General features: G+C 60.2%; 8 protein-coding genes, 1 tRNA gene, 2 rRNA genes and 2 pseudogenes (1 of these 13 running past the window's edge). 7 read left to right on the forward strand and 6 right to left on the reverse strand.

Translation table 11 applies throughout. The features are described 5' to 3' along the window. The first annotated feature begins 230 nt into the window (after positions 1 to 230). Positions 231 to 1,382, forward strand: coding sequence for a CBS domain-containing protein (locus N0Q91_RS17510; RefSeq protein WP_275597058.1), 1,152 nt, complete (start codon positions 231 to 233; stop codon positions 1,380 to 1,382). Between the two features lie 46 nt (positions 1,383 to 1,428). Here the strand turns inward: N0Q91_RS17510 and N0Q91_RS17515 are convergent, their stop codons facing one another. Further along, complete coding sequence (locus N0Q91_RS17515) at positions 1,429 to 1,785, reverse strand: cupin domain-containing protein (RefSeq protein ID WP_100669962.1); 357 nt, start codon at positions 1,783 to 1,785, stop codon at positions 1,429 to 1,431. 74 nt (positions 1,786 to 1,859) lie between these two features. After that, the gene (locus tag N0Q91_RS17520; RefSeq protein ID WP_275597059.1) at positions 1,860 to 2,711 is read right to left on the reverse strand and encodes a LysR family transcriptional regulator; all 852 of its coding nucleotides are present in this window, start codon (positions 2,709 to 2,711) and stop codon (positions 1,860 to 1,862) included. A gap of 205 nt (positions 2,712 to 2,916) precedes the next feature. Between N0Q91_RS17520 and metB the strand changes: the two genes are divergently transcribed. The 5 genes and pseudogenes from metB (at position 2,917) to N0Q91_RS17545 (ending at position 6,620) form a co-directional block, all read left to right on the forward strand. Continuing rightward, entirely contained in the window at positions 2,917 to 4,080 is a 1,164-nt protein-coding gene (metB, locus tag N0Q91_RS17525; RefSeq protein WP_275597060.1) for a cystathionine gamma-synthase, read from the forward strand. 29 nt (positions 4,081 to 4,109) lie between these two features. Next, the gene (locus N0Q91_RS17530; RefSeq protein ID WP_275597061.1) at positions 4,110 to 4,787 is read left to right on the forward strand and encodes a 5-formyltetrahydrofolate cyclo-ligase; all 678 of its coding nucleotides are present in this window, start codon (positions 4,110 to 4,112) and stop codon (positions 4,785 to 4,787) included. A 75-nt stretch (positions 4,788 to 4,862) separates the two neighbouring features. Beyond that, positions 4,863 to 5,494: pseudogene (locus N0Q91_RS17535) on the forward strand (hypothetical protein). Continuing rightward, a complete protein-coding gene (locus N0Q91_RS17540) occupies positions 5,491 to 6,084 on the forward strand; it encodes a hypothetical protein (protein ID WP_275597062.1) in 594 nt (197 codons plus the stop codon). The pseudogene N0Q91_RS17535 and the gene N0Q91_RS17540 overlap by 4 nt, the downstream one beginning before the upstream one ends. Next, positions 6,081 to 6,620, forward strand: coding sequence for a hypothetical protein (locus N0Q91_RS17545; RefSeq protein WP_275597063.1), 540 nt, complete (start codon positions 6,081 to 6,083; stop codon positions 6,618 to 6,620). Before N0Q91_RS17540 ends, N0Q91_RS17545 begins: the two co-directional genes overlap by 4 nt. Here the strand turns inward: N0Q91_RS17545 and N0Q91_RS17550 are convergent. After that, complete coding sequence (locus tag N0Q91_RS17550; RefSeq protein WP_275597064.1) at positions 6,571 to 7,887, reverse strand: hypothetical protein; 1,317 nt, start codon at positions 7,885 to 7,887, stop codon at positions 6,571 to 6,573. The genes N0Q91_RS17545 and N0Q91_RS17550 overlap by 50 nt on opposite strands. 64 nt (positions 7,888 to 7,951) lie before the next feature. Here N0Q91_RS17550 and N0Q91_RS17555 point away from each other — a divergent pair. Then, positions 7,952 to 8,083 (forward strand): annotated as a pseudogene (locus N0Q91_RS17555) (sugar-binding transcriptional regulator); the annotation flags it as partial. A gap of 113 nt (positions 8,084 to 8,196) precedes the next feature. Here N0Q91_RS17555 and N0Q91_RS17560 read toward each other — a convergent pair. From N0Q91_RS17560 to N0Q91_RS17570, 3 genes are all read right to left on the reverse strand, one after another. Continuing rightward, positions 8,197 to 8,273: transfer RNA gene (locus N0Q91_RS17560), tRNA-Met, on the reverse strand. Positions 8,274 to 8,402: 129 nt separating this feature from the next. Beyond that, positions 8,403 to 8,517: ribosomal RNA gene (rrf, locus tag N0Q91_RS17565) — 5S ribosomal RNA — on the reverse strand. Positions 8,518 to 8,760: 243 nt separating this feature from the next. Continuing rightward, a 23S ribosomal RNA gene (locus tag N0Q91_RS17570) occupies positions 8,761 to 11,476 on the reverse strand (it continues 147 nt past the right edge of the window).

Here is an 11,476-nt window from a genome sequence, read left to right on the forward strand (position 1 = left end):
AACTTCCAGCCTCCCCTGGAATGGGCCGCAGCAGCGAACGAAAACGCGCGATGCGATAGTGATCGCTACGCCGAGGCACTTCTCCTCGATCCGCGTCATCGCGCCCGGTCACACTGGCCCATTTCCGAAATGTCGCTGGAACCACACAGAAATCCGTCCGTGCTATTGCTTCGCCCTTTTTATAGGCACATAAGCTTCGAAAAATAAGCAACTGCATCCGACGCTCCCGAATGATTGTCCCCCCTCCGCCACACGAAGTTCGAAAGTCCGGCCGTTTGCCGAGATTCAAGCTGTTCTCGCCGATTCTGGCGGGTGCAACGCTGAAAGAGCGCTTGATCGGCTGTATCGGAGCGTTGATCGGGATTTGTGTCACCGGCCTGGTTTGCGGGTTCGTTTTTGGAGACGACCCCCAGCTGCCGCTGATCGTTGCGCCCATCGGCGCCTCTGCCGTCTTGCTCTTTGCCGTGCCGGCCAGTCCGCTTGCGCAGCCTTGGTCGATCATCGGCGGGAACACGATCTCCGCCCTGATCGGCGTCTCCGTGACCTATATCGTGACGGACCAGATGCTTGCCATCGGCCTCGCAGTCGCTCTGGCGATTCTTGCGATGTCGCTCACGCGATCGCTTCATCCGCCAGGAGGCGCCGCCGCGCTGACGGCTGTCATCGGTGGAGCCGCGGTCGCGCGCTCAGGTTTTTGGTTCCCGTTCATACCCGTTGCGATCAACTCCCTGATCCTCGTCGGATTGGGCATTGTGTTTCATAGGCTGGCCCGCCGCCAATATCCTCATCGACCCGGAATTGCGCCGGTGAATACACATGCGACGGCGGATCCCCCACCTGCGCTTCGTGTCGGCTTCAATTCCGAGGACATAGACTCGGCAATCGCGCGGTTGAATGAAACACTCGATATCAGCCGGGAGGACATCGATGCCCTCTTGAGGGAAGTCGAACTGCAGGCCCTCGTCCGACAGAGGGGAGAGTTGACTTGTGCCGACATCATGTCCCGCGACGTCGTAACCGTGCCCGGCGACACGACCCCCGAGCATGCACGATACCTGTTGTTGAAGCACGACATTCGTACACTTCCAGTGCTTGACGAGAACGAGAAGCTTCAGGGTACGGTGGGCCTGCGGGAGCTCGCCGGCAAAGAGCCCGGCAGCAAACTGCCGATAAGCGCGGCAGCTACCGCCAGGCCATCCGACCCTGCGATCGGCCTGCTCCCCCGCCTGACGGACGGGGCGACACACGCCGTCGTCATTCTCGACGACGGCGGCAAGGTTGTGGGCATCATATCCCAGACCGATCTGCTCGCGACTTTGGCCAAGAGTCTCTCGCATAATGGTCTGTCCGAAATAATGCAGGGCAATGGGCAGGGTATCTGAGGCGTCGAGCCGTGGAAATTATATGCAGGACCAGGTCGTCCGGGCGCTAGATGCGTGTTTTTGGCGCCGGTGCTCGGTCCGAGTCACCCGAATTGGGTTCTCCCTTTGGCTCGATTAGAAGAACCTTGACCTCCGTCTCTGCCCGAGGACGATGCACAACGCCTTTCGGAACCACAAACAGCTCGCCAGCTCTGACCACCTGAGAGGGTTTCCCTTCGATGTCCATAATCATTTCGCCCTCCAGGACGTAGAAGAAATCGTCTGTGGTCTCATGCTTGTGAAATGGGTATTCCCCTTTAAACTTGACGACCATGACATCGTTGTCGTTGTAATCGGACACGACGTGCGGATCCCAATGGCTCGAAAACAGAGCCAGCTTCTCGGAAATATTGATTGGTTTCATCGGATATCCTTTCGGCTGTTCGCCGCAACTATCGGTGAAGGTGATTTGATCCGACGCGAGTTCTCCGACCCGCTTCAGACGCCGGCACTGGATGCGGCGGCCCTCAATCCCGCCCGAATGCGATCCAGCATAGACCGATCTGCCTTAGCTGAGGAAACGAGATAAGCGGGGTAGGCAAATTCCGGACTGTTGGGAACGAGCTCGAGACTGCCGTCCGCAAGATAGGGCCGAACGAAGCCCTGCCGAAAATATCCGGATCCGCCGACTGCCAGAATGTAGTCGAGAGCAAGCGGCCCATAACTGATCGCCACCACCGGACTCGGACCGCCCGGAAAAGCCGCCCTATAGCTGCCGGCAAAATCCTCTCCCCAATCGATGCCAACGAGGTCTTCCGGTCCGGGCGGCTGCGGCATGACCGTCGTGCGGACGAGAACGAGTTTTTCCTCGAAAAGCAGCTCCGTAAGCGTGCCTGGACGATTTGGCGCTCCATAAAGGACCGCCGCGTCAAGTGAACCGTCCTGCACGAGCTCCATCAGCCGCTCCGATCTGTCGATCGACGTTCGAATGGCCACGCTGGGGCATTCGCGGCGCATCCAAAAAAGCCAATGCTTCAACAGTGGATCCCACAGACTGAGCTCCGCACCGATCGTCACCATGGCCTCGCGCCCCGGGGGCAAAGCGACCGTGGTTCGCGCCGCCTCCCATACTTGCACCAGGCTCGTCGCAAAACGGAAAAACTGCTCTCCGGCGGGGGTCAGCCTGGCACCGGCCTTGTTCCGAATGAACATGGGCCTGTCGAGTTGTTCCTCGAGCACGCGAATTCGCGCACTGACTGCGGTCTGGGAGATGTTCAGATTGGCAGCGGCATTCACGAAACTTCCTGTCTTGACCACCTCGAGGAACGTACGCGCAATGCTGATGTCCATCTTCGCCCCGCGCAAATAGCGTCGCCACGTCAGCCTGACTGCCAGCGGCACGCACTCATCAAATAAGTGCAGAATATTTGCGGTTAACCAGCAATTCAATTCGTTTGTCAGCGGAATTCCCGCTTGCCATCCTGGTCCGCGTGCCTCGGCTGATCCCGACCAGCCACGCTGCTTTGCTGCCATCTGATGAAGGGCCCTACTGCCGATGTTCGAGCGAAAATCCTCTGACAGAGCCGAAACCACGGCTGCAGCCCACGGGGTCGCGACCGACCCGGCATTCGGCTCCGTGGTGCCGCCACTATACTTGTCCAGCACCTACGAGTTCGCCGGTTTCGACACGCCGCGCGCCTATGACTACGGCCGCTCTGGAAATCCGACCCGTGACTTGCTGGCGCAAGCACTTGCGAAGCTCGAGGGAGGCGCCGGCGCGGTCGTCACGCCGAGCGGCATGGCCGCGCTCGACCTCCTGTTAGGGCGCTTGAGGCGAAACGATCTCGTGCTGGCACCACATGATTGCTATGGCGGTACATTGCGACTGCTGAAGGCGCGTGCCGATCTGGGGCACCTCACATTCCGGCTTACCAACCAGAGGGATCTCGGCGGATTCGAGGCCGCACTAGCGGATGCTCCGGCTCTCGTCCTCATCGAGAGCCCCAGCAATCCCCTGATGCGCGTCACCGACATTGCCCGATTGTCCAGTCTCGCCAAGGCGGCAGGCTCCGCCGTGGCCGTCGACAACACGTTTCTCTCCCCCGCTCTCCAGCGGCCCCTTTCTCTCGGAGCCGATTACGCCATTCACTCGGCGACCAAATTCCTGAACGGGCATTCGGACGTCATCGCCGGTGCGGTGATCGCTGCCGAGCCACAGGAGGCACGTGATCTCAAGCGCTGGGCCAACGTCACCGGGGCAGTCGCTGCACCTTTCGATGCCTGGTTGACTTTGCGCGGGCTGAGAACGTTGTTTGCGCGAATGTCCAGCCAAGAACGCAGCGCCATGACGATCGCCGAATATCTCGACGCCCATCCTGCGGTGCGGCACGTCCACTACGCGGGGCTTCCGGATCACGCAGACCACGAAGTCGCAAGACGGCAGCAGCGCGGCTTCGGCGCCATGATGAGTTTCGAACTTGAAGGGGGCGTTCCCGCCGTTCGGCGGTTCCTGGCACATGTTGGCTGCTTCACATTGGCCGAGTCGCTTGGAGGGGTCGAAAGTCTCGTAGCTCATCCGGCCACCATGACCCATCTCGACATGGGGGCTGAAGCCAGAGAGAGCGCGGGTATTCGCGACGAGCTTCTCAGACTTTCGATCGGGCTGGAACACATTGACGATCTTCTGGAAGGACTTGAACTTGGATTGGGCGCCTGTTGAGCGAAGATCGATTGAGGAGGTAGACAGGGATGGACATCGACGATGATATTCCGCCGACTTTTGCGTCGCCACCCTGCTTGATGCACGAACTCGACCCGGCCTATGCGGGCCTGTCATCCGACCGGTCGATCTGTGCCGATGTCAGGCGGTGGCGGACAAGCGAACGGGCTCGCCTCATCGCGCAACGCCTGGCCATATCTCCCGACCTTCGGGCCGCTTGCGAAGCGCAGATCGTCAGCCGTCTACTTGCCGAGATCGGACCCGTGCGCGGCCGTGTGGTCAGCGTCTACTGGCCGTTTCGGGGTGAGCCCGATCTCAGACCGCTGATTCGGCAAATAGCCGATGACGGCGGCCGATGTGCGCTCCCGGTCGTGGTCGAAAAAGGACAGCCTCTGGAGTTTCGCATCTGGCGGCCAGGCGACAAACTCGTCCGTGGTATCTGGAACATACCCGTCCCGGCCAGGCCTGTTTCATGCACCCCCGATATCGTCGTCGCCCCGGTCGTGGGCTTTGATCCGTCGTGCTATCGGCTTGGTTATGGCGGGGGCTATTACGACCGGACACTGGCGGCAATGGCGGCGACGCGCCGCGTGCTGGGCGTTGGTTTCGCACAGTCGAGGATAAGGACTATTTATCCTCAGGCGCATGACATCCGGATGGACGCCGTGGTGACCGAATCGGGCACAGATCATGCTAGCGTGCGTTGAATTCCGATTGGGCAGCGGGCATCGAATCGAGAACGTGGCGCCTTGGCGAAAATTGTTCTAGGTTTCTCCGCGGGCTTGGGTCGACTTGTGAACGGCTGCGGATCGGGTGTCGCGATGGACGAGCAACGACGGAGCTACCGGCAACGGCTCATTGCGCTGGCCGCCGCCAGTATCGGCACTCTGGCGGCCAGTGCGATCTCCTACGGAGCGGCGATCTATCGCGCCGCCAATCCCGAACCCCTGCGCGCCGCCGGGCCGGGCGAGACGGTCGATACCGGGCGATGGCATGTGACGATCGCCGGAGCCCGCGTGAGCGATGTCCCCCTTCCGGCAGGAGACCGCCCGAGCCGAAAACTTTCCTGCTTGTCGATTTCGAGGCCGGCAACCGCTCGGCGGCGACCGCCCACCTGCCGGCGAAACTGCTCACCTTTGCCGGCCTGGAGGCGAAACTTGCTTCCCCCACCTTCTATTTGACACGGGACAAGGCGTTCAGCCCCGGCCTGCACCCGGGCATGCCGGAGAGTTTGACCGCCGTATGGGAATGGCCGGCGGGGGAAATGCCGCCGCGTGAGCTGAACCTGCTGATCGGGAGCCAGATCTACAAGAAACGCGACAATCTCTATGGCGCCTCCAACTGGTTCGACCGTGATCCGGTGGCGGTAGTGTCCCTGACTGTTGAGCAGGAAGCGGCGAGGGCAAGGCAATGACGGCCCTCGCAAATATCGTCGCCCTGCTCCTGGCGACGGCGGCGCTCTACGGCATGCAGCACTCGACGCCCTCCTACAGCGAAATCCTGTCGCCCGTGGCGGTGCCGGCCGCGCAGGGAAAACCAGCGCAGGCCGAACGCTTCGTCTTCGGGGTCGCCAAGGTGCATCTCGCCCGCCAACTGGTCGCTTCGCATTTCGGCGAGCCGCGTACCTACACCACCTCCGGAAAATGGCTTGTCGTCGAAGCGGCGGCGAAGGCGCAAGACCGATCGGTATCGCTGACCTCGGCTGCGTGGCGCGGCCCTTCCGGCCTGCGCTTTGCCATGAGCACGCGCATCGGCAGTTCGCTCGGGCTGTTGGGTGCCGAGCGCCTGGAGCCCGGGATTCCACGCCCGGTTCTGCTGATATTCGAGCTGCCCGAAGACCAGATCGAGGGCGGTACACTGCTGGTCGCCGAGACCGCACTGACTCCCCTGTCCGAGCAGGTGGAGATCGCCATGGACAGCGTGCCGCCGGAAAGCAGGCACGAGTCCCTCACCCTTGCACGCGGCGGCCGCATCATGCCCTGGTCGCTGGAGTTTCAGCAATGAGCGCACGGGCTTCGTCACGGGAGAGAACGAGCTACTGGATCAGCCTCGTATCGCTGCTCGCCGCCGCGCCGCTCGCGGTCCTCGTCGGGTCCCGGGGCGAATTCGCCGCATGGCTGCAACGGCGCATGCAACCACCTGTGACCGTCGAGCGCGACGGCAGCGGGCAAGGCGCCGGCGGCAGCTGGCGGCTCACATCGCTGCGCCGCCTGCCGGGAACCTTGCCGGACACGAGCCTCATGCTGGCGGAAATCGCCGTCTCGGTCCAGGCAGCGGACGTCTTGAAGCAGGCCTTGCCCTGCGCGCTCTCGCTGACGGATGGCGCTAACCGCCGCTGGGACCCGCTGCCGCTGCCCGGCCGTCTTTTACGCGAGGCCGATCCGGCGATTGCCGACAGGCCGCAATGCACGACGCTGACGATCGGTGAGGCCGGCGAGGCGTCGCTTCGCGTGGTCGAGCTCTTTCTCGTGCCGCGGCAGGCAGACGGGTTCACCCTGTCGCTTGCCCTGACCGGCTCGCCCCCGATTCTCTTGAAATAACGCTTTTCCGGTGACCATAAGCTTGTGGGACGCCGGCTTCGCCGGATCGGGATACGGCGTATTCCAGCATGGCGGCCAGCAGGGCGATCCGCACCGGACCGAAAAGGATTCCGCCGTCGAGCTCGGTCGGGCTGCCGACGAGAACGGCCAGGACGTCGCCTATCCGCTGCCAGGTTTCGAGGTCGTGCGGGCCGAGATGACGGGTTGCGCCGTACCACGCCCAGGCGGGGAGCCAGCTGGTGGCGCGGTAAAGCACGACGAAGGCGAGCAACGTCCCGAGACCGGCGCCGAGCACCGTGCGCAGGCAGGCCCAGACCGGCCGGTAGCGGGTCCGATAGCCTCCGAGGAAGTGGGCGGCGAAATCGGCCAGCCATTTGCGTAGCGTGGTGGCGCGAGCGGGCGGCGGCGGAGCGGCGACGGGTTTTGCCGAAACGTCGTAGCCATAGACGATGGCAGCCATTACGAGCCAGACGAGCGGCAGGAGGGCGTAGAAGAACAGCTCCTGCGCCTGCGTGACGAGTCCAGGTTCCTGGAACTCCACCGCAGTGCCGCCCGCTGCCGCGTGTGCTTCCATGGAAAATCCGACGATGCCGGCTTCCACCGCATCGAGAAACGCGCCCGCGCCGAGCCAGCTTATGAAGTCGTCCTTCCATCTGTCCAGCGCATAGAGCCCGATGAAGATCCAGCTCGCGTCCGCCGCCACGATGACGAAACGCAGCCACGGCAACTGCAGGCGCCCGTTGGCGCGCTTGGCAAGCCATCGCACGAACCAGCAGGCGAGGATCGCCGCAATCAGGCTGCGCGAGCGCAGGAGCTCGAAAATCTGTAACCGTTCTCCCAGTGTCACCCGATCCAGGGCGAGACGCGAATACTCGCGCACCGTGTCGCCAAGGAAACCCCACGCGGCGTAATAGGCGAAGAACGGCAAGATGGCTGCGGAGGCAATCACCAGAAGGCGATTCAACTGCCGTTCCTTCTTCGTCGAGCCGGCAGCTGGCGCCACGCCGCGCAACGCGGCGAGCACCGGCAGGCCGGGACGCAGGATCGCGAACATCGCAATGACCACCAGCAGCTTGACGAGGACGACAAGCGACAGCGTTACCATTCCGCCAAGGGGGGTTTTCAGGCCGACGCCGACCGCAGCCTCGAGGAGCAGGACACGCGCGATATATCCGAGCGTCGCGGCAAGCAGAAGCTGCGGCCAGAAACGCGCAAGAAGGCGCGCCGTCAATGCCGCCAGTCCGCCGATATCCTTGAGCATCCCCATGCCCCGAACCTAACCATAACTTTCCGGGCGCTCAACCGGGCAAATAGATGGAAAAATGGCGGTCCGCATCCCCTGCCGCATCGTCGCCTCGGGCGGTTCGCAGAAGCACGACATTCTCCTGGCCCTGGCACGGGCGAGGCTGCCGACGATCATGATCACCGACGCCGACAGCGCCATGGCGATGCTGCAGAGGTGATTGACCGGAATCCGCATTGGAGGACGGCCGCCGCATTGGCGCTGGGGAAACCCAAAACGCGAAAAGGCCCGCTGATGCGGGCCTTTTCGTGTGTATGCGTATGTATATGTGTTTGGTTGCGGGGGCAGGATTTGAACCTGCGGCCTTCAGGTTATGAGCCTGACGAGCTACCGGGCTGCTCCACCCCGCGTTATCCGAGTTTTGCGCGGCAAAATCTCGTTATTCGTCCGAGTTTTGCGTAGCAAAGGTCGGTTTGTTGGCCGGTTTGTTTCGGCCGTATGAGAGAAGATGATCGGTTTGTTTCTCTTGCGATTTGCAGACCTGGCAGCGACCTACTCTCCCGCGTCTTAAGACGAAGTACCATCGGCGCTGGGGCGTTTCACGGCCGTGTTCGGAATGGGAACGGGTGCAGCCACCCCGCCAGAACCACCAGGTCGGCAAAGCGCAAGATTTGCGCCTTAAGGGCGCAAACCGAATTGAGAAGCTGGTGAAGCGGGCGGTTTAACGCTCGACTTCTTTTGAACACGTCATTGACGGTGCTTTGGGCGTATATCGGAGCGTTTGCTCCGCAAGGCCAAAGGCCGTCGCGCCTTTTGGCGCGCCCTCCCGGAGGCATCCGCGTGAGCGGATCGCCGTGAGGGCTAAAAGCTCATCTTTGATGAGCATAAGCAATGGGAACGATCAAGCCGATCGAACGATTAGTACCGGTAAGCTTCATGCGTTGCCGCACTTCCACACCCGGCCTATCAACGTGGTCGTCTTCCACGGTTCTCAAGGGAATACTCGTTTTCAGGTGGGTTTCCCGCTTAGATGCCTTCAGCGGTTATCCCTTCCATATATAGCTACCCTGCTATGCCCTTGGCAGGACAACAGGTCCACCAGAGATATGTCCATCCCGGTCCTCTCGTACTAGGGACAGATCCTGTCAATATTCCTACACCCACGGCAGATAGGGACCGAACTGTCTCACGACGTTCTGAACCCAGCTCACGTACCGCTTTAATTGGCGAACAGCCAAACCCTTGGGACCTGCTCCAGCCCCAGGATGCGATGAGCCGACATCGAGGTGCCAAACAACCCCGTCGATATGGACTCTTGGGGGTCATCAGCCTGTTATCCCCGGCGTACCTTTTATCCGTTGAGCGATGGCCCTTCCACGCGGGACCACCGGATCACTATGACCGACTTTCGTCTCTGCTCGACTTGTCAGTCTCGCAGTCAGGCGGGCTTATGCCATTGCACTCGACGAGCGATTTCCGACCGCTCTGAGCCCACCATCGCGCGCCTCCGTTACTCTTTCGGAGGCGACCGCCCCAGTCAAACTACCCACCATACACTGTCCCGGATCCGGATGACGGACCGCGGTTAGACATCCATGACGATAAGGGTGGTATTTCAAGGATGGCTCCACGAGAACTGGCGTCCCCGCTTCAAAGCCTACCACCTATCCTACACATGCCGACACGAATGCCAGTGTAAAGCTATAGTAAAGGTGCACGGGGTCTTTCCGTCTGACCGCAGGAACCCCGCATCTTCACGGGGAATTCAATTTCACTGAGTCTATGTTGGAGACAGCGGGGAAGTCGTTACGCCATTCGTGCAGGTCGGAACTTACCCGACAAGGAATTTCGCTACCTTAGGACCGTTATAGTTACGGCCGCCGTTTACTGGGGCTTCGATTCAGAGCTTGCACCCCTCCTCTTAACCTTCCAGCACCGGGCAGGCGTCAGACCCTATACGTCGTCTTGCGACTTCGCAGAGCCCTGTGTTTTTGATAAACAGTCGCTACCCCCTGGTCTGTGCCACCCCATCCTACTTGCGTAGAAAAGGGTCACGCTTCTTCCGAAGTTACGCGTGCAATTTGCCGAGTTCCTTCAACATAGTTCTCTCAAGCGCCTTGGTATACTCTACCTGACCACCTGTGTCGGTTTCGGGTACGGTCTATACGGTGGAGCTATTTCCTGGAACCGCGTCCCCGCCCGGACAATCCAATAAGTCCGGACAAGTTGAGCAATCCGTCACTACCACCAGGCCCACGAATATTAACGTGGTTCCCATCGACTACGCGTGTCCGCCTCGTCTTAGGGGCCGGCTAACCCTGCTCAGATTAACTTTAAGCAGGAACCCTTGGTCTTTCGGCGAGAGGGTCTCTCACCCTCTTTATCGTTACTCATGTCAACATTCGCACTTCCGATACCTCCAGGACCCCTCACGGGTATCCCTTCACTGGCTTACGGAACGCTCCGCTACCCCTATACACCTAAGTGTATAAGCCTCAGCTTCGGTGCATGGCTTCAGCCCCGTTACATTTTCGGCGCAAAGACCCTTATTTAGACCAGTGAGCTGTTACGCTTTCTTTAAATGATGGCTGCTTCTAAGCCAACATCCTGGTTGTTTTGGGATCCTCACATCCTTTCCCACTTAGCCATGACTTGGGGACCTTAGCTGGAGGTCAGGGTTGTTGCCCTTTTCACGACGGACGTTAGCACCCGCCGTGTGTCTGCCGACTAGTACTCCTCGGTATTCGGAGTTTGGTTAGGATCAGTAAGACGGTGAGTCCCCATAGCCCATCCAGTGCTCTACCCCCGAGGGTATTCGGTCGACGCACTACCTAAATAGTTTTCGCGGAGAACCAGCTATTTCCGAGTTTGATTGGCCTTTCACCCCTAGCCACAAGTCATCCCAATCTATTGCAACAGATGCGGGTTCGGTCCTCCAGTTGGTGTTACCCAACCTTCAACCTGCTCATGGCTAGATCACTCGGTTTCGGGTCTAATGCGACATACTAAACGCCCTATTCAGACTCGCTTTCGCTACGCCTACACCTACCGGCTTAAGCTTGCATGTCACACTAAGTCGTTGACCCATTATACAAAAGGTACGCCGTCACCCTTGCGGGCTCCGACTGTTTGTAGGCATCCGGTTTCAGGTTCTATTTCACTCCCCTTGTCGGGGTGCTTTTCACCTTTCCCTCACGGTACTTGTTCGCTATCGGTCATGCACGAGTACTTAGGCTTGGAGAGTGGTCTCCCCATGTTCAGACAGGATTTCACGTGTCCCGCCTTACTCAAGGACAATGAGTGTTATACGTGTACGGGGCTGTCACCCACTGCGGCAGACCTTTCCAGATCCTTCCACTTCATTCCTCATTGCCACTGGCCTGGTCCGCGTTCGCTCGCCACTACTTGCGGAGTCTCGGTTGATGTCCTTTCCTGCAGGTACTTAGATGTTTCAGTTCCCTGCGTTCGCTTCTTATCCCTATTGAATTCAGGATAAGATACCTTTCAACAATGCTTGGAAACCACTTTGGTTTCTTGACGCCGGATAACCGGCGACGGCCTCTGGCCTTGCGAAGCCTTAAGGCTTCGATACCAGCTGCCAACCAAAATGATT

Source organism: Sinorhizobium prairiense, from assembly GCF_029201645.2.
Lineage (GTDB): Bacteria > Pseudomonadota > Alphaproteobacteria > Rhizobiales > Rhizobiaceae > Sinorhizobium > Sinorhizobium meliloti_A.

Excerpts from the sequence above, each read along its gene's own strand:
- N0Q91_RS17510 (WP_275597058.1), top strand. The coding sequence starts at position 231 with ATGATTGTCCCCCCTCCGCCACACGAAGTTCGAAAGTCCGGCCGTTTG.
- N0Q91_RS17515 (WP_100669962.1), bottom strand. The coding sequence starts at position 1,785 with ATGAAACCAATCAATATTTCCGAGAAGCTGGCTCTGTTTTCGAGCCAT.
- N0Q91_RS17520 (WP_275597059.1), bottom strand. The coding sequence starts at position 2,711 with ATGGACATCAGCATTGCGCGTACGTTCCTCGAGGTGGTCAAGACAGGA.
- metB (WP_275597060.1), top strand. The coding sequence starts at position 2,917 with ATGTTCGAGCGAAAATCCTCTGACAGAGCCGAAACCACGGCTGCAGCC.
- N0Q91_RS17530 (WP_275597061.1), top strand. The coding sequence starts at position 4,110 with ATGGACATCGACGATGATATTCCGCCGACTTTTGCGTCGCCACCCTGC.
- N0Q91_RS17540 (WP_275597062.1), top strand. The coding sequence starts at position 5,491 with ATGACGGCCCTCGCAAATATCGTCGCCCTGCTCCTGGCGACGGCGGCG.
- N0Q91_RS17545 (WP_275597063.1), top strand. The coding sequence starts at position 6,081 with ATGAGCGCACGGGCTTCGTCACGGGAGAGAACGAGCTACTGGATCAGC.
- N0Q91_RS17550 (WP_275597064.1), bottom strand. The coding sequence starts at position 7,887 with ATGGGGATGCTCAAGGATATCGGCGGACTGGCGGCATTGACGGCGCGC.